The organism is Roseovarius sp. (genome assembly GCF_030373445.1).
Classification (GTDB): domain Bacteria; phylum Pseudomonadota; class Alphaproteobacteria; order Rhodobacterales; family Rhodobacteraceae; genus Roseovarius.
In genome coordinates this window covers 153,261-175,733 of record NZ_JAUCYU010000010.1, presented here as the reverse complement: position 1 = coordinate 175,733, position 22,473 = coordinate 153,261, and the positions used below count along the sequence as shown (strand labels likewise).

The 22,473-nt window shown below is 66.1% G+C and carries 22 protein-coding genes; 9 read left to right on the top strand and 13 right to left on the bottom strand.

What is annotated here, in order from left to right; translation table 11 throughout:
• Window positions 1-17: 17 nt before the first annotated feature.
• From dxr to pyrH, 5 genes are read right to left on the bottom strand one after another with little or no spacing between them, the layout of a single operon-like run.
• The gene (gene dxr, locus QUV18_RS17865) at window positions 18-1,190 is read right to left on the bottom strand and encodes a 1-deoxy-D-xylulose-5-phosphate reductoisomerase (protein ID WP_300895445.1); all 1,173 of its coding nucleotides are present in this window, start codon (window positions 1,188-1,190) and stop codon (window positions 18-20) included.
• Complete coding sequence (locus QUV18_RS17860; protein ID WP_300895444.1) at window positions 1,187-1,966, bottom strand: phosphatidate cytidylyltransferase; 780 nt, start codon at window positions 1,964-1,966, stop codon at window positions 1,187-1,189. The genes dxr and QUV18_RS17860 overlap by 4 nt, the downstream gene beginning before the upstream one ends.
• Window positions 1,963-2,703 (bottom strand): isoprenyl transferase, encoded by a 741-nt coding sequence (locus QUV18_RS17855; RefSeq protein WP_300895443.1) that lies wholly within the window; start codon window positions 2,701-2,703, stop codon window positions 1,963-1,965. The genes QUV18_RS17860 and QUV18_RS17855 overlap by 4 nt, the downstream gene beginning before the upstream one ends.
• Window position 2,704: 1 nt before the next feature.
• Complete coding sequence (frr, locus tag QUV18_RS17850; protein ID WP_300895442.1) at window positions 2,705-3,268, bottom strand: ribosome recycling factor; 564 nt, start codon at window positions 3,266-3,268, stop codon at window positions 2,705-2,707.
• 49 nt (window positions 3,269-3,317) lie between these two features.
• The gene (gene pyrH, locus QUV18_RS17845) at window positions 3,318-4,049 is read right to left on the bottom strand and encodes a UMP kinase (RefSeq protein WP_300895441.1); all 732 of its coding nucleotides are present in this window, start codon (window positions 4,047-4,049) and stop codon (window positions 3,318-3,320) included.
• Between the two features lie 151 nt (window positions 4,050-4,200).
• Here pyrH and miaA point away from each other — a divergent pair, with 151 nt between their 5' ends.
• The 3 genes from miaA to QUV18_RS17830 all read left to right on the top strand — a co-directional run bounded on the left by miaA (window position 4,201) and on the right by QUV18_RS17830 (window position 7,946).
• Window positions 4,201-5,082: a tRNA (adenosine(37)-N6)-dimethylallyltransferase MiaA gene (miaA, locus tag QUV18_RS17840; protein WP_300895440.1), complete on the top strand. Its 882-nt coding sequence runs from the start codon at window positions 4,201-4,203 to the stop codon at window positions 5,080-5,082.
• Window positions 5,083-5,189: 107 nt separating this feature from the next.
• On the top strand, window positions 5,190-6,185 hold the full coding sequence (locus QUV18_RS17835; protein ID WP_300895439.1) for an AraC family transcriptional regulator: 996 nt from the start codon (window positions 5,190-5,192) through the stop codon (window positions 6,183-6,185).
• A 90-nt stretch (window positions 6,186-6,275) separates the two neighbouring features.
• A complete protein-coding gene (locus QUV18_RS17830) occupies window positions 6,276-7,946 on the top strand; it encodes an ABC transporter substrate-binding protein (protein WP_300895438.1) in 1,671 nt (556 codons plus the stop codon).
• A 48-nt stretch (window positions 7,947-7,994) separates the two neighbouring features.
• Here QUV18_RS17830 and QUV18_RS17825 read toward each other — a convergent pair whose 3' ends face one another.
• Window positions 7,995-8,579: a lytic transglycosylase domain-containing protein gene (locus QUV18_RS17825; protein WP_300895437.1), complete on the bottom strand. Its 585-nt coding sequence runs from the start codon at window positions 8,577-8,579 to the stop codon at window positions 7,995-7,997.
• 198 nt (window positions 8,580-8,777) lie between these two features.
• On the opposite strand from QUV18_RS17825, the gene ssb reads away from it, so the two are divergent.
• Complete coding sequence (ssb, locus tag QUV18_RS17820; RefSeq protein WP_300895436.1) at window positions 8,778-9,269, top strand: single-stranded DNA-binding protein; 492 nt, start codon at window positions 8,778-8,780, stop codon at window positions 9,267-9,269.
• Between the two features lie 48 nt (window positions 9,270-9,317).
• On the opposite strand, the gene QUV18_RS17815 is transcribed toward ssb, so the two are convergent.
• Window positions 9,318-9,458 (bottom strand): hypothetical protein, encoded by a 141-nt coding sequence (locus tag QUV18_RS17815; RefSeq protein WP_300895435.1) that lies wholly within the window; start codon window positions 9,456-9,458, stop codon window positions 9,318-9,320.
• Between the two features lie 49 nt (window positions 9,459-9,507).
• Here QUV18_RS17815 and QUV18_RS17810 point away from each other — a divergent pair, with 49 nt between their 5' ends.
• Together QUV18_RS17810 and typA are read left to right on the top strand one after the other, a co-directional pair.
• Window positions 9,508-10,455: a GNAT family N-acetyltransferase gene (locus QUV18_RS17810; RefSeq protein ID WP_300895434.1), complete on the top strand. Its 948-nt coding sequence runs from the start codon at window positions 9,508-9,510 to the stop codon at window positions 10,453-10,455.
• A gap of 30 nt (window positions 10,456-10,485) precedes the next feature.
• Window positions 10,486-12,306, top strand: coding sequence for a translational GTPase TypA (typA, locus tag QUV18_RS17805; protein WP_300895433.1), 1,821 nt, complete (start codon window positions 10,486-10,488; stop codon window positions 12,304-12,306).
• A 103-nt stretch (window positions 12,307-12,409) separates the two neighbouring features.
• On the opposite strand, the gene QUV18_RS17800 is transcribed toward typA, so the two are convergent.
• From QUV18_RS17800 to recA, 5 genes are all read right to left on the bottom strand, one after another.
• On the bottom strand, window positions 12,410-12,643 hold the full coding sequence (locus QUV18_RS17800; protein ID WP_300895432.1) for a hypothetical protein: 234 nt from the start codon (window positions 12,641-12,643) through the stop codon (window positions 12,410-12,412).
• 376 nt (window positions 12,644-13,019) lie between these two features.
• Entirely contained in the window at window positions 13,020-13,307 is a 288-nt protein-coding gene (locus QUV18_RS17795) for a DUF1330 domain-containing protein (protein ID WP_300895431.1), read from the bottom strand.
• 21 nt (window positions 13,308-13,328) lie between these two features.
• The gene (locus QUV18_RS17790) at window positions 13,329-13,613 is read right to left on the bottom strand and encodes a DUF1330 domain-containing protein (protein WP_300895430.1); all 285 of its coding nucleotides are present in this window, start codon (window positions 13,611-13,613) and stop codon (window positions 13,329-13,331) included.
• A gap of 11 nt (window positions 13,614-13,624) precedes the next feature.
• A complete protein-coding gene (gene alaS, locus QUV18_RS17785; protein WP_300895429.1) occupies window positions 13,625-16,288 on the bottom strand; it encodes an alanine--tRNA ligase in 2,664 nt (887 codons plus the stop codon).
• 138 nt (window positions 16,289-16,426) lie between these two features.
• Window positions 16,427-17,506 (bottom strand): recombinase RecA, encoded by a 1,080-nt coding sequence (gene recA, locus QUV18_RS17780; RefSeq protein WP_300895428.1) that lies wholly within the window; start codon window positions 17,504-17,506, stop codon window positions 16,427-16,429.
• Between the two features lie 185 nt (window positions 17,507-17,691).
• Here recA and QUV18_RS17775 point away from each other — a divergent pair, with 185 nt between their 5' ends.
• The 3 genes from QUV18_RS17775 to QUV18_RS17765 all read left to right on the top strand — a co-directional run bounded on the left by QUV18_RS17775 (window position 17,692) and on the right by QUV18_RS17765 (window position 20,076).
• The gene (locus QUV18_RS17775) at window positions 17,692-18,333 is read left to right on the top strand and encodes a sulfotransferase family 2 domain-containing protein (RefSeq protein ID WP_300895427.1); all 642 of its coding nucleotides are present in this window, start codon (window positions 17,692-17,694) and stop codon (window positions 18,331-18,333) included.
• 140 nt (window positions 18,334-18,473) lie between these two features.
• Window positions 18,474-19,358, top strand: coding sequence for a glycosyltransferase family A protein (locus QUV18_RS17770; protein ID WP_300895426.1), 885 nt, complete (start codon window positions 18,474-18,476; stop codon window positions 19,356-19,358).
• Window positions 19,351-20,076, top strand: coding sequence for a sulfotransferase (locus QUV18_RS17765; protein ID WP_300895425.1), 726 nt, complete (start codon window positions 19,351-19,353; stop codon window positions 20,074-20,076). Before QUV18_RS17770 ends, QUV18_RS17765 begins: the two co-directional genes overlap by 8 nt.
• A gap of 27 nt (window positions 20,077-20,103) precedes the next feature.
• Here QUV18_RS17765 and QUV18_RS17760 read toward each other — a convergent pair whose 3' ends face one another.
• On the bottom strand, window positions 20,104-22,380 hold the full coding sequence (locus QUV18_RS17760) for a PAS domain-containing hybrid sensor histidine kinase/response regulator (RefSeq protein ID WP_300895424.1): 2,277 nt from the start codon (window positions 22,378-22,380) through the stop codon (window positions 20,104-20,106).
• Window positions 22,381-22,473 lie beyond the last annotated feature (93 nt).

The following is a 22,473-nucleotide window of genomic DNA, read 5'->3' as shown; positions in this document are numbered from 1 at the left end:
GGGTCCACGCGCAACTCCTACCTTGTTCTTTCACTTACCACGTCGTCTGCGCGGGTTCTTGCGAGGTGGTCTGCCTCGAGCACGGTTTCAAGCGTGAAGCCGGCAGAAGTGAGGCTGTCCTCTGACGAGAGCCGGGCAAGCACCTCCTCGACGATGTCGCACATGTCGCAGAAGCCGATATGCCCGGCGATGAAATGGTCGAGCGCGCGTTCCTTGGCGGCGTTGAAGATCGCGCCGGAGAAGCCGCGCTCTTCCATCACCTCGCGCGCGAGCCGGAGGACGGGGTAGCGCTGGAGGTCCGGCTCGCGGAAGTTGAGCTGGCCCACGGCGGTGAGGTCGAGCTGTTCGACGGGCAGCGCGTAGCGTTCGGGCCAGTACATGGCGTGGCCGATGGCATGGCGCATGTCGGGTGGGCCGACATGGGCGATCATCCCGCCGTCGCAATAGGCGACCAGCGCGTGCACGAGGGATTCGGGGTGGATCAGGACCTCGATCTGCTCGGGGGTGAAGCCGAAAAACTCTCTCGCTTCAATCATTTCCAGCGCCTTGTTGAACATCGAGGCACTGTCGATCGTGATCCGCTGGCCCATCGCCCAGTTGGGATGGGTGGAGGCCTGTTCGGGGGTGGCGCGCTCGATATCCTCGAGCGGCCAGTCGCGGAAGGCGCCGCCGCTGGCGGTGATGATGATGCGGGTGACGGCGGCGGAATCCTCGCCCCTCAGCGCCTGGAAGATGCCGGAATGCTCGCTGTCGACGGGCAGGATGCGGCCGCCATTGGTGCGGGCGGTCTTCATGACAAGCGGCCCGGCGGCCACGAGCGATTCCTTGTTGGCGAGCGCGAGCGTCGCGCCCTGCTCCAGCGCGGCGAGGCCGGGGCGCAGGCCGGCGGCACCGACGATGGCCGACATCACCCATTGCGCCGGGCGCTGCGCGGCCTCGATCAGGGCGGTCTCGCCGGCCGCGGCCTCGACCTTGCTGCCTTTCAGGGCGGCGCGCAGGTCGTCGAGGCGGGTCTCGTCGGCGGTGACGGCGATCTCGGCGTCGAGGGCGATGGCATCCTGCGCGAGCTGGGTCACGTTCTGCCCGCCGGTGAGCGCCACCACCTCGAACCCCGCGGGGTCGCGGCGGACGAGGTCGATGGTGTTCTGACCGATCGAGCCGGTCGCACCGAGGATCGAGATCCGTTTCATGCGGTGTGCGAGATCACGTTGAGGGCCCAGAGCAGCATGGCGATGGCCGCGCCGCCGAGCAGCCCGTCGAACCGGTCGAAGACGCCGCCATGGCCGGGGATGAGGTTGGAGCTGTCCTTGACCCCGGCCCGGCGCTTGACCGCGCTCTGGGCGATGTCGCCCATCTGCGAGGCGAAGGACACGAGGACGGAGATCAGCACGAGGGCGAAGCCTGCCCCGGTCGGGCCGGCGAAGGCGGCGCCGGCGATGGCCGCGACGAGCCAGCCGCCGATGGTGCCGCTCCAGGTTTTCTTGGGGCTGATCGCGGGCCAGAATTTCGGCCCGCCGAGGCTGCGCCCGAAGAAGTAGCCGGCCACGTCGGTGGCCACGACCACGGCGACCAGCCAGAGGATCGAGGCAAGACCCGCCTGCCCGCGCAGCACCACGAGGGCGAGGCAGGCCAGAAGAATCCAGATGTGGACGCAGAAGCAGAGCGGCTTGTCGCGCCCTGCCCTTGCGGCGGTGACGACGGCCGAGGCCGCGAGGATCGGCAGGGCGAAGATGCCCGGCAGGAGCGCGGCAAGCAGCAGCGCCCCGCCCGCGAGCGCCCCGTCCTGCATCGGCGCGGGGGCGGCGAACATGCGCGCGTTTTCCCAGGCCATGAGGCCGCAGACGGTGCAGGCGACGATGGTGAAGACCCAGCCGCCGAGCCAGAGCGCGACGAGCCCCGCCACGCCGATCGCCACGCCCGAGAGAACGCGCGGCACGAGGTCATGCCACTGCCGCGCGTCGCTCATGCGGTCACGGCCCCGAAACGCCGGTCGCGGGCGCCGTAGCCCTTCAGCAGTTCGGTGAAGACTTCCTTGGTGAAGTCGGGCCAGAGCGTGTCGATGAACTCGTACTCGGCATAGGCCGACTGCCAGAGCAGGAAGTTGGAAATCCGCGCTTCGCCGCTGGTGCGGATCACGAGGTCAGGATCGGGCAAAACGCAAGTGTCGAGGTACTTTGGAAGCGTTTCTTCATCCACGTCCTCGGGTTTCAGGCGGCCAGAGGCCACGTCTTCCGCGAGCCGCCGGGTGGCGCGGGAGACCTCGTCGCGGCCGCCGTAGTTGAGGGCGATGGTCAGGTTGGTGCCGGTGCAATGGCTGGTCATCTGCTCGGCCTCGTCCATCAGCGCGCGCAGCTTGGCGTCGAGCCGGGGCCGGTCGCCGATGAAGCGGACGCGGACATTCTCTTTCACGAAGTCCTGCATCTCTTTCATGATGTAGCGGCGGAAGAGGCTCATGAGGCCCGCCACCTCGGTCTGTGTGCGTTTCCAGTTCTCGGTGGAGAAGGCGAAGATCGTCATGTACTTGACGCCGAGGTCCGGACAGGCGGTGACGATCTCGCGCACGCGGCGGGCGCCGGCGTGGTGGCCGAACAGCCGGGGCCGCCCGCGCGCCTGCGCCCAGCGGCCGTTGCCGTCCATGATGATCGCGACATGGCGGGGGCCGGTGGGGGCGTCGTTTGTCCGCGTGTCGCGCGCTTTTGCCATATCAGACCTGCATGATCTCGGCTTGCTTGGATTCGAGCGCCTCGTCGACCGCCGCGATATACTGGTTGGTCAGCTCCTGCACCTCGCCTTCCCAGAATTTCTGGTCGTCCTCGGACATGCCGTCGGACTTGGCCTTCTTGATCTGGTCCATCCCGTCGCGGCGGACGTTGCGGATGGCGACGCGGGCGTGTTCGGCATACTGGCCGGCGACCTTGCCCAGTTCCTTGCGGCGTTCCTCGTTCAGCTCGGGGATCGGCAGCATGATGATCGTGCCGTTCATCTGGGGGTTGATGCCCAGCCCGCTTTCGCGGATCGCCTTCTCGACCTTGTTGACGAGGGACTTGTCCCAGACGTTGATGGTGACCATCCGGGGTTCGGGCACGTTCACCGTGCCGACCTGGTTGATCGGGGTCATCTGGCCATAGGCCTCGACCTGGACGGGTTCGAGCATGCTGGCCGAGGCGCGGCCCGTTCTGAGCGAGGCGAACTCTGTCCGGAGCGAGTGCATCGCACCGTCCATCCGGCGTTGCAGATCGTTTGTGTCGAGCTCGAAATCATCCGCCATGTCGTGGAATCCTTGCTTGCGGTCGGTGGTCTTGCGACCCTTTTTATCCTCAGGCGTGCACCGTTGTATAGGTGCCCTTGCCCGAGAGTATGCTGCGGAAGCCGCCCGGATCGTCGAGGGAGAAGACGATGATCGGCAGGTTGTTGTCGCGGGCGAGCGCGATGGCGCTGGCATCCATCACCTTGAGGTGCTTGGCCAGCACCTCGTCGTAGGAGACGTTGTCGAAGCGGACCGCGTCGTCATGCTTGACCGGGTCCTTGTCGTAGACGCCGTCGACCTTGGTGCCCTTGAAGATCGCCTCGCAGGCCATTTCGCTGGCCCGCAGGGTGGCCGCGGTGTCGGTGGTGAAATAGGGGTTGCCGGTGCCGGCGGCGAAGATGCAGACGCGCTTCTTCTCGAGGTGGCGCACGGCGCGGCGGCGGATGTAGGGTTCGGCGACCTCGTCCATGCGGATGGCCGAGATGACGCGGCAGAAGACGCCGAGCCCTTCCAGCGCGCTTTGCATGGCGAGCGCGTTCATGACGGTGGCGAGCATCCCCATGTAATCGGCCGTGGTGCGTTCCATCCCCTGTGCCGAGCCCTGGAGCCCGCGGAAGATGTTGCCGCCGCCGATCACCATGCAGACCTCGACGCCCATGTCGTGGACCGACTTGACCTCCTGCGCGATGCGCTCGACCGTCGGCGGGTGTAGCCCGTACCCCTGGTCCCCCATCAAGGCTTCGCCGGATATCTTCAGGAGAACGCGGCGAAAGGTGGTCTTGTCGGGGTCTGAATCGGGCATTGGCTGGGGCTCCGTCTGCGCCGGGCTGGCAATCGCGCGCAAAATGTCGGAAAAGGCGGGCAGGTTCAATCCAAGAAACCCCTTTCCTGCGGATAAAGCGTGAAAGCGCCCCGCGCGAAGGCCCGGAGCCCGCGACACCCCCTGCCCCGCCATGATACATTTTGCCGATATCCCCGCCGACATGCCGGTGCTGATCGCCGGGCCGACGGCGTCGGGCAAGTCGTCGCTGGCGATGGAGATTGCCGGGGCGCAGGGCGGCGTGATCGTCAATGCGGATGCGATACAGGTCTATGCAAACTGGCGGGTTCTGACGGCGCGGCCCTCGGAGGCGGACGAGGCGGAGGTGCCGCATCTGCTCTACGGGCATGTGCCGCATGACGGGGAGTATTCCGTGGGCCGGTGGCTGCGCGAGGTCAGGGCGGTGCTGGAGGGCACGGCGCGGCCGATCATCGTGGGCGGCACGGGGTTGTATTTCACCGCGTTGACCGAGGGGCTGGCCGAGATCCCGGCGACGCCGCCGGCGGTGCGGGCGGAGGCGACGGCGCGGCTGGAGGCGGAGGGGCTGGCGGCGCTGCTGGCGGAGCTGGACGCCGCCACGCTGGCACGGATCGACAGGCGGAACCCCATGCGGGTGCAGCGGGCGTGGGAGGTGCAGCGGACGACCGGGCGCGGCATTGCCGCGTGGCAGGACGACACGCCGCCGCCGCTGCTGCCACCCGGGGCCTGCGCGCGGCTGGTGGTCGAGGCGCCGAAGGCGTGGCTCAACCCGCGGATCGAGCGGCGGTTCGACCTGATGCTCGAAGCCGGGGCGCTGGAGGAGGCACGAGACAACCTTCCAATGTGGGACCCCGCGCACCTGTCTGCCAAGGCCATCGGCGCGCCGGAGCTGATCGCGCATCTGAAGGGCGACATGACACTTGAGGAAGCCCGCGAGGCGGCGATCGTGGCCACGCGGCGCTTTGCGAAACGGCAAAGAACGTGGTTTCGCGCCCGGATGACGGGCTGGGAGCGGCTTTCCGCCGCCGACTTGTAGGATTCCGGACATTTTTTCCTTTTAATGCGCCCTCACCTCGTGAAAACTGTTGAAAAGGCGACAGGACGCGGAAGACGGGGCCGCAATTGACGAAGCAAGTCAGGATCATGAGCATCGCCCAGTGGTCGGGCGCGGGCACGTGGCGGGCGGAACTGCCGCATTCGCACGACGATCACGCGCTGGTCTGGGTCACGCGGGGGCAAGGCCGGTGCATGGTGGAGGGCGTCTTGCGCGGCCTGAGCGTGCATACCGCGCTGTGCGTGCCGGCAAAGACGCTGTTTTCCCTGGAAATGGGCAAGCAGGGGTTCGGCACGGTGTGCACGATCCCGGCCCGCAGCGCGGTGCTGATGCCCGACCAGCCGGTGTTGCTGCGCATCCGGGATGTGCTGGCACAGGCGGAGCTGACGACGCTGCTGGAGACCATGCAGCGGGAACAGAGCAACGCCCGCCCCTTTGCCGACGAGGCTATGATGGCTCATGCGTCGTTGCTGACGGTCTGGCTGCGGCGGGCGATCATCGACCAGCCGGACGACCCGCCGGCCTTTACCGCCGCGCAGCGGCTGGTGATGGCCTACGCGGCGCTGGTGGAGCGGGATTACACGACGGGCAAGCCGATGTCGGATTACGCGCGCATCCTGGGGGTGACACCCACGCACCTGACCCGCGCCTGCCGGTCGAGCGCGGGAATGACCGCGTCGGAAATGCTGACGCGGCGGACGGTGCACGCGGTGCGCGACCTGCTTGAGACGACGGACCATCCGGCGAACCGCGTGGCGGCGATGCTGGGGTTCCGAAGTGCCGCCTATTTCTCGCGCTTCGTGCTGCAGCATACGGGCCAGTCGCCGACGGCGCTGCGCAAGGCCAAGGCGGGGGCGACACCGGCGGCGCGCCCTGCCGTGCCGGGGGCCGGAGCACCGGCCAAGCCGGTGCCGGCGAGAGCGCCGGTGGCGGCCCGGCCTGCTGCGCCCGCCCCCGCCCCCGCGCCTGAGCCCGCCCCGGCCCCTGCCACCTCGCCGGCGCCCGAGCCTGCACCGGCTCCGGAGCGCACGGAAGAGCCGATGCTCTACCGCCGCCCCGCCTCGATGAAGACGCCGGACAGTTGATGGGCGCGTGCGGGCGGAACCTGAAGAATGCGGGCGGGTTGAGTGCAGGCGGATGATCGCAGTCTTCCACAGTCAATCCCAGGTGTCCCCATGTCGTTAAGCAAACGTGCCGATCCCCCCCTGCATCCCGCCGCAGAGGGGCTGGCGCGGGAGTTGCGCGAGGGCGCCATCGGGCGACGGGAGTTCCTGGCTCGTGTCACGGGGCTTGGCGCCAGCACGGCCGCCGCCTGTGCGTTGGGCGGGTTCGCCCTGCCCTCGCCCGCCGCGGCGCAGATCGCGCAGGGCGGCACGCTGCGGATCCAGCAGACCGTGCGCGAAATGAAGGACCCGCGGCTTTTCGACTGGAGCGAGCTGGGCAACCAGACGCGCGGCTTTCTCGAGTACCTGGTGGAGTACCAGGGCAGCGGTGCCATCCGCGGGATGCTTCTGGAAAGCTGGGAGGTGAACGAGGACGCGACGGCCTATGTTCTGCATGTACGGCAGGGCGTGCGGTGGAACAACGGCGATGCGTTCACCGCGCGGGACGTGGCGCGCAATATCGAGAGGTGGTGCGACAGCACGGTGCCGGGCAACTCGATGGCCGGGCGGCTGAGCGGGCTGGTCGACCCCGGGACGGGGCGGCAGCGCGAGGGCGCGGTGACGGTACGGGACGAGCAGACGGTCGAGCTGTCGCTCAGCGCGCCGGACATCGCGGTCATTGCCAACATGTCGGATTACCCGGCGGCGGTGGTGCATGAAAGCTACGAGGGCGGTGACCCGTTCGCCCACGGCATCGGCACCGGCCCGTTCCGGCCGGTCAGCCTGACGCCGCGCGAGAGCTGTATCCTGGAGCGTCATGCCCAGCACGGCTGGTGGGGAACGGAGGTTTATGGCGGGCCTTACGTGGACCGGGTCGAGTTTCTCGACCATGGCACCGATCCGGCGAACTGGGTCGAAGCGGCGCGGGAGGGCGAGGTTGACCTGCTTTACGAAACGGTCGGCGATTTCATCGACGTGATGGACGGGCTGGGCTGGACGCAGACCCGCACCGAGACGGCGGCGACGACCGTGATCCGCGGCAACCAGCAGGCGGAGATCGACGGGCGGCGGCCTTACGAGGATGCGGCGGTGCGCCGGGCGCTGGCCCGGGCGGTGGATAACGAGATCTGCCTGGAGCTGGGCTATGGCGGGCGCGGCACGGTGGCGGCGAACCATCATGTGAGCCCGATCCACCCGGCCTTTGCCGATATCGGCCCGGCCGAGTATGACCCGGGCGCGGCGATGGAGCAGATGCGCGAGGCCGGGATGGAGGCGTTCGAGCACGAATTGATCACCATCGACGACGAATGGCAGCGCAACACGGGCGACGCGGTGGCGGCGCTTTTGCGCGACGCGGGGTTCCGGGTGCGGCGGACGATCCTGCCCGGCGCGATCTTCTGGGATACGTGGAAGGACTACCCGTTCTCGGCCACGCAGTGGAATCACCGGCCGCTCGACGTGCAGGTGCTGATGCTGGCCTATCGCTCGGGCGCGGCGTGGAACGAGAGCGGCTATGCCAGTGCCGCGTTCGACGCGCTGCTCGACGAGGCGATGTCGCTGGCCGATGCCGGGAAACGGCGTGAGGTGATGGAGAAGATCGAGACGATGCTGCGCGAGGACGGGGTGATCATCCAGCCATTCTGGCGGGCGCTCTACAGCCACCACAACGGGCTGGTGAACGCGGAAAAGCACCCGGCGCATGAAATTCATCTCTACGAGATCGGGTTCGCGGAGCCGGAATGATAAAGCCCCCGCGTGCCGGGGCTTGGCCTGGTGGTGCGACGGGCGGCGCTAGCTGCCCCAGATGACCTTCACGTAGTTGGTGGTTTCCTGATAAGGCGGGACGCCGCCGTATTTCTCGACCGCCTTGGGCCCGGCATTGTAGGCCGCGAGCGCAAGCCGCCAGGAGCGGAAGGCGCGGTATTGCTGGGCGAGGTAGCGGGCGCCGCCATCGAGGTTCTGGTAGGGGTCGTGCGGGTCGACCCCCAGCACCGCGGCCGTGCCCGGCATGAGTTGCGCCAGGCCGATCGCCCCCTTGTGCGAGAGCGCCTTGGCGTTCCAGCCCGATTCCTGCTGCACCAGCCGCAGGAACAGGTCGGTCGGTACGCCGTGACGCAACGCCGCCGATTTCGCCATGTCGAGGAACTCTCCCCGGTAGCGGCCGTTATAGGCCTGGGCGTTGCCCCACTTGGTGGGCGTGACCACCTTGTCGGGCTGCAGGCGGACGGAGGCCTTGTATTGCTGGCTGGCGCGGGTATCGAGCACCCGCGTCTGATTGCTGAAGTTCTTCTTGCCCTTGCTGCCGAAAATGTCGGCCTGGGCGGCTACCGGAAATGAAAACGCGGCGCAAAGCACCGCCGTTACGATTGTGCGCATCCCCGTCACTGTCCCCAATTATCCCCAGATCCAATAATGGAGGAGACTATACGGATTTCGGCGCGGATTTCCAGATCAGCGTGACCTGCAGGCGCGGAACCGGCGGATTCCCGTCATTTGTTTAGAATTTTAGGCTTTCCTTCACCCTTCTGCGATGGTGTAACCAGCAGAACACGAGATGAACCGCAGGAGGGCGCGATGGCCGGATCGGTCAACAAGGTAATAATCATCGGCAACCTGGGCCGCGACCCCGAGGTGCGCACGTTCCAGAACGGCGGCAAGGTGTGCAACCTGCGCGTGGCGACCTCGGAACAGTGGAAGGACCGCAACACCGGCGAGCGCCGCGAGCGGACGGAGTGGCACAGCGTGGCGATCTTCCAGGAAGGCTTGGTGCGGGTGTGCGAGCAGTACCTGCGCAAGGGCTCGAAAGTGTACCTGGAAGGCAAGCTGCAGACGCGCAAGTGGCAGGATCAGTCGGGCCAGGACCGGTATTCGACCGAAGTTGTCCTGCAAGGGTTCGACGGCACGCTGGTGATGCTTGACGGGCGCGATGGCGGCGGGGGCAGCCAGGGCGGCAATTACGGCGGCGGTGGCAGCGACTATGGCAGCGGTTATGACAGCGGGCCCTCGCAGGGGCAGCCCAATTCGCCCGGTCCGTCGCGGGATTACGACGACGAGATTCCGTTCTGATATATTCGGGATTGTCGTTCAAAGGGGCCGCGCACTGCGCGGCCCTTTCTAGTTCGTGAACAGCCGGAAAAGGCCGAGCACCAGGAGATAGCCGAGTGACAAGCCTGCCGCGAAGAGGAGCATGCCGAAGAGCGTGGGGCGCGGAGCGGGGGCCTGGTGATCCAGTACCGAGTATTTTCTGTTTTTCATGCGGCGGACTTAACGGCCTGTTAGGTTTCCAAATCGTTAACTCTTCACCATGCGACTCGAAGATTTTGCCGGGGACGATTGGCCCGCCCTGCCCTGCCCGGTTCATCAGCACCCTCGCTACGGGGAAACCGTGCGCCGAATGGGTGGCACGGTGGGCCGCTACCGGATCCTTGCCGGCGAAAACGAGATCGGGCGGGTGCAGGTTCTGGTTCGGCGATGGGGGCCGTTCAGGCTGGCCTGGGTCGGGCGTGGGCCGGTATGGCTGGCCGGGGTGCCCGAGGCGGAACGGCGCGCGGCGCTGGCGGGTCTTGCGGGCGCGTTGCCGGGCGTGGCGCTGGTGCAGCCGGACAGGGAGGACGAGGCCGCGTGGTTTGGCGCGCCGGCGTTGATGACGGCGCCGAGTGTGGCTGAACTCGACCTGGCGGCCCCAGGGGCAGACCGGATGGCCCGCCAGCACGGCAAGTGGCGCAACAGGTTGCGCAAGGCGCAGGCGGCGGGGCTGATCCTCGGGCACCGCCCGTTGGACCCGGCGGCGGATGCGGGGCTGCTGGCACGGGAGGCGGAACAGCGGCGGGCGCGGCGCTACGCCGCCCTGCCCCCGGCGTTCCTGCATCACTGGGCTGGGCATGACCGGGCGGCCACGCGTCTTTTCACTGCGCAGGCGGGCGGCGAGGTGGTGGCTTACATGGCATTCCTGATGCATCCGCCGGTGGCGACCTACCATGTGGGCTGGTCCGGGGCCGAGGGGCGGCGGCTGTCGGCGCATCACCTGCTGTTGTGGCAGGCGTCGGAGTGGCTGGCGGCACGTGGGTTCGCGCGGCTTGACCTTGGGACGGTCGACACGGAGACCAGCCCGGGCCTGGCCCGGTTCAAGATCGGCAGCGGTGCCCGGATCCGCGCCATCGGCCCCACGCTGCTGCCCCTGCCGCGCATTTTGCATCACCCGTTGGTGGTTCTCCGCGCTTTCCCTCTGGCCATTCGCCGGAACCGCGGTTAAGCCCCGCGCAAACATCCCAAGGACACCCGAATGGACCTGCGCAACATCGCGATCATCGCACACGTGGACCACGGCAAGACCACGCTTGTCGACGAATTGCTGAAGCAATCCGGCGCCTTTCGCGCCAACCAGGCCGTGGCCGAACGCGCCATGGACAGCAACGACCTTGAACGCGAGCGGGGGATCACCATCCTTGCCAAGGCGACGAGCGTCGAATGGAAAGGCACGCGGATCAATATCGTCGACACGCCCGGCCACGCCGATTTCGGCGGCGAGGTCGAGCGGATCCTGAGCATGGTCGACGGGGTCGTCCTGCTGGTGGACGCCGCCGAGGGGCCGATGCCCCAGACGAAATTCGTGACCTCGAAGGCGCTTGCGCTGGGGCTGCGGCCGATCGTAGTGCTCAACAAGGTCGACAAGCCCGATGCCGAGCCCGACCGCGCGCTCGACGAATGCTTCGACCTTTTCGCCAATCTCGACGCCAACGAGGATCAGCTCGACTTTCCGCATATGTATGCCTCGGGCCGCTCCGGCTGGGCCGACCACGATCTCGACGGGCCGCGCAAGGACCTGTCGGCTATGTTCGACCTGATCGTGAACCATGTGCCCGCGCCGAAGCAGCTCAAGCGCGCGGACGAGGATTTCCGGATGCTGGCGACGACGCTGGGGTCCGACCCGTTCGTGGGCCGCATCCTGACCGGACGGGTCGAATCGGGGCACCTGAAGGTGGGCGCGACGGTGCAGGCGCTTTCGCGGATCGGCCAGAAGATCGAACAGTTCCGGGTGACCAAAATCCAGGCGTTCCGGGGCCTGACCCTCCAGGACATCCCCGAGGCGCAGGCCGGTGACATCGTCACGCTGGCGGGCATGTCGAAGGCCACCGTGGCCGACACGATCTGTGCGCTGGCCGTGGACGAGCCGCTTTCGGCCCAGCCCATCGACCCGCCGACCATCTCGGTCACCTTCGGCATCAACGACTCGCCGCTGGCGGGGCGTGACGGCAAGAAGGTGCAATCGCGCGTCATCCGCGAGCGGCTGATGAAGGAGGCCGAGCAGAACGTCGCCATCCGCGTGACCGACACGCCGGGCGGCGAGGCGTTCGACGTGGCCGGCCGCGGCGAATTGCAGATGGGCGTGCTGATCGAGAACATGCGGCGCGAGGGGTTCGAACTGTCGATTGCGCGGCCCCGCGTGCTGATGCGCGAGGACGAGAACGGCCAGACGCTGGAACCGGTCGAGGAAGTGACGATCGACGTCGATGACGACTATTCCGGCGCGGTGATCGAGAAGATCACCGGCGCCCGCAAGGGCGAGATGACCGAGATGAAACCGGCCGGCACCGGCAAGACGCGGATCGTGGCCCACGTGCCGTCGCGCGGGCTGATCGGGTATCACGGCGAATTCCTGACCGATACGCGCGGCACGGGCGTGCTGAACCGCGTGTTCCATGGCTGGACCCCGCACAAGGGGCCGATCCCCGGCCGCCGGGCGGGCGTGCTGATCTCGATGGAATCCGGCGACGCGGTGGCCTATGCGCTGTGGAACCTCGAGGAGCGCGGCCGCATGTTCATCGGCCCGCAGGAAAAGATCTACCAAGGCATGATCATCGGCGAGCACAGCCGCGAGAACGACCTCGAGGTAAACCCGCTGAAGGGCAAGAAGCTGACCAACGTGCGCGCCAGCGGAACGGACGATGCCGTGCGCCTGACGCCGCATATCCAGTTCAGCCTCGAGGAGGCGATCGCCTATATCAACGATGACGAGCTGGTCGAGGTGACGCCGAACGCGCTGCGACTGCGGAAGCGGTATCTCGACCCGCACGAGCGCAAGCGGCAGTCGAAAGCGTCGTGACAGGCCGGCGCGCTTGTCATGTGATCGGAAACAATCAACGCTTCACGGAAAAGGCCCGGTCAAACGACCGGGCCTTCGTTTTCGGGATATTGGAAGCGCCGGGTTAATTGCAGGGCGCCTTGCGCAGCACGTAGTGGCCGGCTTTTTGCAGGTGGGTCTTCTCCATGTAGACGGGCGGGTAGTAGACCTTGACGTACTGACCGTCGACATGCTCCCACTGGTGCTTGGCTGCCATTTCAAGATGCTTGGTGGTGTAATACGTGGCCGGAACCCAGTGCTTGTCATAACAGGCAACTTTCTGGCCTTCCCAAGCAACCGCGGGGGCAGCAAATAGCATCGCGGTGGCAGCAACAGCAAACATAGTCTTCATTTAAAAGTCTCCCTAAGGGTTAGCAGTAGAAATTTTGCACCGCACGTCGGCAAATTTCCGCACAAGTGCGATTATGTATTGTGCGCCGAGTCGGCGTATTTTTCGCCACTTCTTTACAAATGCGGCCACAATGTGGCGGTTTCGCCATCTTTTTGCCACAGTTTGTCAAGCGACTGACGGGCGTACTGTTTGCGTTTCCGAAACAGATGTGCCGGTTGGCGCTTTTTGTATGGCAATGCGTAAACGATTAACGAATCACGATGCCCTGCAGCATCGGGCTCCGGGATCGAAAGCCCGGCTTGACCTGGTCGGGTAAGGATAGGCAGCGTCGCCGGATTGGGCGTTATTCGCTGGTCTCGACGATCAGCAGATCGCGTTCAGACGCATCGCGCGCGTGGTCGAGCGCTTCCTGGTATTCGGGCGACCGGTAGCATTCCTCCGCCGCTTCGACCGAGGGGAACTTCGCCACCACGTTGCGCGGCCGGTCATTGCCCTCGAGCTGCACGTAGCGGCCACCGCGGGCGATGAAATAGCCGCCATGCTTTTCGATCGCGGGGCCGGCAAGCTTGGCGTATTTGCCGTAGGCTTCCTCGTCGGTGACGGTGACGTGGGCGATCCAGAGTGCGGGCATTGTTTCTCTCCTGAGCTCTATTCACATACCGTCAACGATGACCAGATCGCGCGTGCTGTTCGCAAGCGCGATGGGCAGGATGCGCTGGTAGGCATCGGAATTGTACCAGTCGAGCGCGGTCTTCCGGTCGGGAAACTCGATGACGACATGCCGGTCCGGGCAGTCGCCTTCGAGCACCTCCTGCGTGCCGCCCTTGACCAGGAACCGCCCGCCGAAAGCCTCGGCCAGGGCCGCGGTCTGGCTGGCATAGGCCTTGTAGCCCTCGGGGTCGGTCACGGTGATCCGCGCGATGATGTAGGCGCTCATCGAAGCCTCCCTCAGCCGGCCAGGATTTGTTCGGCTGCCTCGATCGCGGCGCCGGCGTTCTCCACGTCCTTGCCGCCACCCTGGGCCATGTCGGGGCGGCCGCCGCCGCCCTTGCCGCCCAGGTGAGGCACCGCCGCCTTGACCAGGTCGACGGCCGAGACGCGATCGGTCAGGTCCGGGGTGACACCCGCGGCCACGGCGGCCTTGCCGCCCGCGTCGGCGATGAGCAGCACGGCGCCGGAGCCCAGCCGCGCCTTCATCTCGTCGATGAGCGGCGGCAGGTCCTTGCCGGAGACGCCGTTCAGCACCTGGGCCAGGAATTTCACGCCGCCCACGTCCTTCGCCTCGGCGCCCTCGCCTTTGGAGGCGCCACCGCCCATGGCTAGCTCGCGCCGCAACTGGTTGAGCTCGGCGGTCAGCGCCTTGCGCTCGTCGAGCAGCGCGCGGACACGGTCGACCGCCTCCTCGGGCCGGGTTTTCAACTCGGAGGCCACGGCGGCCAGCCGGTGATCCTGTTCGGAGAGGTAGCGGAAGGCATCGGCCCCGGTCAGCGCCTCGATCCGCCGGACGCCGGCGCTCGACGCGCCCTCGCCCACGGTGACGAAGACGCCGATATCGCCGGTCTGGCGCACATGGGTGCCGCCGCAGAGCTCGATGGAATAAGTCTGGCCGTCGAGCCCCTTGCCCGAACCGTCCTCGGTGCCCATCGACACCACGCGGACCTCGTCGCCGTATTTCTCGCCAAAGAGCGCCTGTGCGCCGATCTCGCGGGCGTCGTCCGGGGTCATGATCCGGGTTTCGACGGGCGAGTTCTGGCGGATGAAGGCGTTCACCTCGGCCTCGACCTGCGCCAGTTCCTCGAGCGTCAGCCCCTTGGCGTGGCTGAAGTCGAAGCGCAGCCGGTCGGGCGCGTTGAGGCTGCCGCGTTGGGCCACGTGGTCGCCCAATGCCTTGCGCAGCGCCTCGTGCAGGAGGTGCGTGGCCGAGTGGTTGGCACGGATCCGGGTGCGGCGGGCGTGGTCGACCTCCAGCCGCGCGGCCGTGGCGTTGGCGATCTCGCCCTCGGTCACCTCGGCGAAATGGATGAAGACGCCGGCCACCTTTTTCGTGTCGGTGATGCGTGCGGTGCCGCTGTCGGTCTTCAGCGTGCCGGTGTCGCCCACCTGCCCGCCGGCCTCGGCATAGAACGGTGTCTGGTTCAGGACGAACTGCACGGTCTCGCCCGCCTTGGCGCTGTCGACCCGGTCGCCCTCCTTCACCACGGCCACGATCTGGGCTTCGGCCACTTCCGTGTCGTAGCCAAGGAAATCGGTGGTGCCCTTCTCTTCGGCGATGTCGAACCAGACGGTCGAATCCGCGGCCTCGCCCGAGCCGGACCATGCCGCACGGGCCTTGGCCTTCTGCTCGGCCATGGCGGCGTCGAACCCGTCGGTGTCGACGCCGCGGCCCTGTTCGCGCAGGGCGTCCTGGGTCAGGTCGAGGGGGAAGCCGAACGTGTCGTAGAGCTTGAACGCCGTCTCGCCGGGCAGGTTCTGGCCCTCGGGCAGGCCTTTCAGCTCGGCATCGAGCAGGTTGAGCCCGCGGTCGAGCGTCTGCTTGAAACGGGTCTCTTCCAGTTTCAGCGTCTCCTCGATCAGCGGCTGCGCGCGGCCGAGTTCCGGGAAGGCCTGCCCCATCAGCGCGACGAGGGTCGGCACCAGCCGGAACATGACCGGGTCTTTCGCGCCCAGCAGGTGCGCGTGCCGCATGGCCCGCCGCATGATCCGCCGCAGGACATAGCCGCGCCCCTCGTTCGAGGGCATGACGCCATCGGCGATCAGGAAGGAGGTGGAGCGCAGGTGGTCGGCGATCACCCGGTGGTGCACGTTTCCGGGGCCGTCGGGGGCGCCGTCGGTGACGTTGGCGGAGGCCTCGATCAGGGTGCGCATCAGGTCGGTGTCGTAATTGTCGTGCTTGCCCTGCAGGAGCGCGCCGATCCGCTCCAGCCCCATGCCGGTGTCGATCGACTGCATGTCGAGCTCGCGCATGGTGCCGTCTTCGAAGCGTTCGTTCTGCATGAAGACGAGGTTCCAGATCTCGATGAACCGGTCGCCGTCCTCCTCGGGGCTGCCCGGGGGGCCGCCCCAGATGTCCGGCCCGTGGTCGTAGAAGATCTCGGAACAGGGGCCACAGGGGCCGGTGGCGCCCATCGACCAGAAATTGTCATCCGTGGCGATGCGGATGATCCGGTCATCCGTGAGCCCTGCGTATTTCTTCCAGATTTCCGCCGCCTCGTCATCGGTATGGAAGATCGTGACGAGCAGCTTGTCCTTATTCAGGCCGAAATCCCTGGTCAGCAGGTCCCAGGCATAGGGAATCGCCTGTTCCTTGAAGTAGTCGCCGAAGCTGAAATTTCCGAGCATCTCGAAGAACGTGTGGTGCCGGGCGGTATACCCCACGTTGTCGAGGTCGTTGTGCTTGCCGCCGGCGCGCACGCATTTCTGGCTGGTGGTGGCGCGGGAATAGTCGCGATGTTCGACCCCGGTGAAGAGGTTCTTGAACTGGACCATCCCGGAATTGGTGAACATCAGCGTCGGGTCATTGCGCGGCACGAGCGGCGAGCTGGGCACGATCCGGTGATCGTTGCGCTCGAAGAAGGTCTGGAAGGTGGAGCGGATTTCGTTAAGCGTCGGCATCGGGTTTCTTCCGGTAGCGGAAATTGCGGGCGTCACGCTGATTTAGCCGTGCGCCAACCCCATGTCCACAGCTAGCGGTCAAGACGGAAAGGCCCGGGCCGAGATGGCCCGGGCCCCTGCCCCGCGGGTTGCGGGAAATCAGGCTTCCAGAATGTCGTCGGAGGCGTCGTCATCGGAGCCCGACATGTCGAAGTCGAGCCCGTGCGCGGCGCGGATCTTGTCCTCGATCTCGAGCGCGATCTGGGTGTTTTCCTTGAGGAACGTCTTGGCGTTCTCGCGGCCCTGGCCGATGCGTTCGTCGCCGTAGCTGAACCAGCTGCCGGATTTCTCGACCACGCCGGCCTTGACGCCGAGGTCGATCAGCTCGCCGGTTTTCGAGATGCCGTCGCCATACATGATGTCGAATTCCACCTGCTTGAACGGCGGCGCCACCTTGTTCTTGACCACTTTCACGCGGGTCTGGTTGCCGGTGATCTCGTCACGGTCCTTGACCGAACCGATGCGGCGGATATCCAGCCGGACCGAGCTGTAGAATTTCAGGGCGTTGCCGCCGGTGGTGGTTTCGGGCGAGCCGAACATCACGCCGATCTTCATGCGAATCTGGTTGATGAAGATCACCGTGCATTTCGAGCGGCTGATCGAACCGGTCAGCTTGCGCATCGCCTGGCTCATCAGGCGGGCCTGGACGCCGACGCTGCTGTCGCCCATGTCGCCCTCGAGCTCGGATTTCGGAGTCAGGGCGGCCACCGAATCGACCACGACCATGCTGACCGCGCCGGAGCGCACCAGCGTGTCGACGATTTCCAGCGACTGCTCACCCGTGTCGGGCTGCGAGATCAGCAACTCGTCGAGATCGACGCCAAGTTTCTTGGCATAGATCGGGTCAAGCGCGTGTTCCGCATCGACGAAGGCACAGACGCCGCCCTTTTTCTGTTCCTCGGCCACGCAATGCAGGGTCAGCGTGGTCTTGCCCGAGCTTTCCGGGCCGTAGATCTCGACGATCCGCCCCTTGGGCAGGCCGCCGATTCCGAGCGCGATGTCGAGGCCCAGCGAGCCTGTCGATGTCGCCTCGATATCCTGCACCGGGTTGTCGGCGCCGAGCTTCATGATCGAGCCCTTGCCGAACTGGCGTTCGATCTGCGCCAGCGCGCTGTCGAGCGCCTTCTGCTTGTCCGCGTTCTTCTTCGAATCCATCGTCAAAAGATCTGCCGTTGCCATGTGGTTTTCATCCTTATTTCACACCCGGTTCCGGGCGTCCATCGCTGCATTCGTTCACCTCTTGTTCTCGTGCTTATGCAGACAAAAGTGGAACATTTCAAGAAAATTATTGTCAATTCCACTTTTGCCCAAGCGGGTTAAGAAGTAGTTTACGACAAAGGCGAAGCCGGGGGCGCAGGGACGAGATGCTTGTATTTGCACGGGAAAAGCTTGTTTTCCTCTCGGTGCCCAAGACCGGGACGACCGCCTGGCAGGCCGCGCTGGAGCCGCTCGCGACGATGGTGGTGCGCGACCCGCCGGAGCTGAAGCATGCGCCGGTCTTCCGTTACAACCGCTTCTTCCGGCCGATGCTCGAGAAATTCGTGGGCGAGGACCTGACCGTCCTGGCGGTGATGCGCGAGCCCGTCGACTGGCTTGGCAGCTGGTTCCGGTACCGGCAGCGCGACTTCCTCAAGGGGCAGCGGACCAGCACGCAGGGGCTCAGTTTCGACGCGTTCGTGCAGGGTTACATGAAGGGCGACCGGCCAGCCTTTGCCAATGTTGGCTCGCAGGCGAAATTCCTCGAACCGCAGCGCAACGGCACCGCGGCGACGCACCTGTTCCGATACGAGGATCAGCCCGGGCTGAAGGCCTTCCTGGAAGAGCGCCTGGGCACGTCTCTCGAGACCGAGGTCAGGAACGCGTCACCGTCGATGCGGCTCGATCTGTCGCCGGAGGTCGCCGAAAAATTCCGTCGGAAGTTCGATTACGAGTTCGCCCTTTACGAGGGCATCGGCGCCAACGGGGACTATACGCCGCTGCCCGGCGATATGACCCGGGCGGGCTGAGCCGTGAGGGGCTGCGGGGGCGCTATACGCCGCGGCCTGCCATACCCTCTTCTGACCGGATCATGTGCGCTCCGTGGGAAATCCATGTATGGCACGGGTAGACGGGCACGATTCGGCCAGGCTGCAGAAGGGACGTGAGCTTGCGACTATCCATCTTGCTGTTGGCTTACGACATGCAGCGCGAGATCCCGAGGACGTTGCGCACGATGTTGCCGCCGGTGCAGAAATGCGTCACCGGTGCCGAGTACGAGATCATCATCATCGACAACGGTTCGGAGCGGTCGCTGTCTCTGGATGAGGTCGACGACCACGGTGTGGATATCCGGATGGACCGAACGCCGCCGGAACGGGCCCTCCCCTCGCCCGTGTCGGCGATGAACGCCGCCGCGTGCGATGTTGCCCGCGGAGATGCCCTGCTGATCTGTATCGATGGGGCGCGGATGTTCAGCCCCTATATCGTCCGTCGCACGATCGACGCGCTGGAGCGGCAGGCGGATGCCTTCACCTTCGTCGGCTCACGCCATCTCGGCCAAGAGGTTCAGATGAAGGCGGTGAAGGCCGGCTACGACCAGGGCGAGGAGGACGCGCTGTTGCGGACGGTTCGCTGGGCGGATGATGCGGATGAACTTCATGGCATAAGTGTCTGGGCTGGTGCGCATTCTTTCAGAAGCGCGTTCTACCAGAACGAAAGCAACGCCTTCGGCCTGCGGCGCGCGTTGTGGGAGGAAGTCGGGGCCTACAATTCCCGGTTCGAACGGCCCGGCGGAGGGCTTTGCAATCTCGAGATGTTCCGCCGCTATGTCACCTCGCCGGCGGCGAGGAACGTGCTGTTGCTGGGAGAGTCGACGTTTCACCAGTTCCACGGCGGGGCCGCGACGGCGCGCGCGGGGTATTTCGGCGAAAGCCGCGAGGAATACAGGCAGGCCACGGGCGCGGACTATGCCCTCCCGCGCTACGATTTCGAAGTGGACACCGGCCAGGCTTACGACAGGCAGTCCGTGATCGAGAGATGGTACCATGGCTGAGCTGACCCCGCCCGTGATCGTGCTCGGGATGCATCGAAGCGGCACCTCTCTTGTCACCGGTTGCCTCCAGGAGGCCGGATTGTTCCTTGGCGACGTGAACACCTCGGCGCCCTCCAACCGGAAGGGAAACCGTGAAAACGAAAGTTTGCGCGAATGCCATGACCGCATGCTCACAACGCGCGGCTATGACTGGAAAACGCCGCCGCCGGCGCCCGTGGAATGGACCAGCGGAGAGACCGACGCGATTCTCGACCGTCTTGCGGCCTATGGCGACGCGCCACGCTGGGGCTTCAAGGACCCGCGAACGATCTGGCTGATCGACGGGTATCTCGGGCTGTTTCCCGATGCGAAACTGATCGCGCCCTTTCGCCATCCAGCCAGCGTTGCACGATCCCTTGCCTCGCGCCCGCCCAGCCTGGCGCTGTCCCTGACCGAGGGCCTGGCGCTGTGGCGCATGACGAACGAGAAACTCCTCGACCTGTCGGAAACCGGAACGGTCACCCTGCTTCGATTCAGCGAGGGGGGAATAGAGGACCCGCTGTTTTCCGGCCCGATGTCGCGGTTCGTCCAGGATGTCGGGCTTTCGGGGGACTGGCGCGGTTTCTACGATGGCGGATTGCATCACCAGCGGCCCGGTGAGGTGGATGACGCCGGCCTGGGTTCGGAGGATCACCGTATCTGGCAGGCGCTGAACGCGCGCGCCGAGGCGCAGGCCTAGGAGGGCGAAGGCTCCCGCCGCCAGTCTTCAGGTCGAGCGGCCGCCGCTGCCGTTGACCTGGGCACTGACCGTTTCCGTCAGTTCCGTGAGGGAAAACGGTTTCGGGAGGAAAACCGAGTTCGGCATCTCCGTTTCGCTTTCTCCGAACGTTTCCGGTGCGTAGCCCGAGATGAATATCACTTGGGTGTGCGGTCGGGCTTCCAAGGCCTTGCGTACCCAGGATGGGCCATCCATCCCCGGCATTATGACATCCGTCAGGAAGACGTCGATCCGCAGGCTCTCATCCTCGAGGATGTTGAGCGCCGCTTCGGCTGAATCGGCCTCCAGCACCGTGAACCCCCGCATCTTGAGGGCACGGCTGGCAAAGGCGCGCACCGGCGCCTCGTCTTCCACCAGGAGCACGACGCCTTCTGCCTTCGAGTCGCGCAGCGATCGTGTCGCCACCGGCGCCGCTACACGGGCAGGCGCCTCATGCGCCGAGAACAGCATGAGAAAGCTCGTTCCCTCACCCGGGGCGCTGTCGACGAAGATGAACCCGCCGGTCTGCTTCATGATACCGTAAACCGTCGACAGCCCGAGGCCGGTTCCGTCGCCGGGTCGCTTCGTGGTGAAGAAGGGCTCGAAGATCTTGTCGAGATGGTCGGCGGCGATCCCCGCCCCCCGGTCGGTGACGGTAACGGCGACATAGCGCCCCGGGGCGACCACGGCCCGGTCGCGCCGAAGGGCCTCTTTCAGGTACCGGTTGTCGGTGGTGATGGTGATGTTGCCCCCGTGGGGCATGGCATCACGTGCGTTCACGACAAGGTTCATGAGAACCTGTTCCAGCTGCCGCTTGTCGGCGCGCACGGCCCAGAGCTCGGGATCGTGTGTCACTTCGAGCGTGATCTTTTCGCCGACGAGCCGGTTCAGAAGATGGGTGAGATCGGACAGCACCTCGCGCAGGTCGATGACCCTGGGGCGGAGGGTCTGCTTGCGGGAATAGGCGAGAAGCTGACTGACCAGCGCCGCGGCGCGATTGGCGTTCTGGCTTATCTGCACGAGGTCGGCATAATCGCCGTCATCCTGTTCATGTCGCAGAAGAAGCAGGTCGCAATGACCGGAAATGGCCGTCAGGAGGTTGTTGAAATCGTGCGCCACCCCGCCTGCGAGCTGGCCGATGGCCTGCATCTTCTGGCTTTGCACGAATTGCGCCTCGAGCGACTTGAACTTGGTTGCATCATGCAGGACGGCGATCAGCACGAGGTCGCCATTGTCCATCGCCGGCGCCAGCACCACCTGCACGAACACCTCGCGATCCTCCCGTCGGACGCGGACGGTTTCTGCCTGGACGGTGCCGCGACCGGCGGCCGCATCGTCGAGCCAGTCCGGCAGCGGTCGGCCGGGGCTTTCCACGACATCCGTCAGCCGCCGCCCCTCGGCGCTGTCAATGCCGAGCAGGGCCCGGGACGGCCTGTTCGACAGGAGAAGGCGGCCGTCGCGAGACAGCTTTAGGAGGGGAACGGGCAGCGCCTCGAAGAAGGTCCACCCGTTCGCCGCCTCCTCTGCCCGGGCCATGGCCGGGAAGAGATAGACGTCGCGCGTGCCGTCTTCCCGCGGCCAGTCTGCAACCAGGCGGCTGGTCGGGCCGCTTTCCGTCAGGATCGTGCACACCCGGCCCGCGCGGATCGGGCCCTGGGGGCGGAACATGTCTGCCACGCCGTCCTGCGAGCCCAGAAGCTCCTGCGCCGCATCGTTGAGGCAAAGCATCTCGTCCCCGCTACCGAGACGGATGACCGGCACGTCGCCGCCCGGAACGGCCCGCGCAGTTTCCGCCGCCTCGAAATGCACCCGCCAGAGACACCTTTCGCCGCCCGCGGAGTGCACGGTGACCGTAAGCCGGCCATCCGGCCGGTCAGCCTCGCGCAGCGCGGCCCCGTGCGTTCGAACCTCGCGTTCCATCGAGAACAAGAAGGCCGACGCGTTCGCGAATTCTTCATCGAGCATGCCGGTGAGCGTGGTCTCCCCCTCCCCGCCGAAAGCGGCACGGGCCGCCGGGTTGGCGTAGAGCAAGACCAAGTCCGGCCCGGTGAGCACCACGGGCACGGGGTCAAGGCCCGCAAGTTCGGCCGCGTGATGCACCGCGGCGCGGTCGGCCCGGTCATTGCGTCGCACGGCGACGAGAATCCAGATCGCGGCCAGCGCGAGCAGTACCGCGGTAAGGACGAAGGTCAGCCGGGCGAGACCGCTTCCGGCGAGAAGGCCCGCCGCGGCAAAGAGCAGGGCCGCACCGAAGATCGCCATCCCCTTGGGTCGGAGTTGCGCCATCGCGCGTTGCGTTGAAGACTCGTCAGCCGTGTCGAAGTGCAAATCCGTGCCCCGAATGAAAACCAGCGATAACCCCTGTTTTTCCCAAAAAGA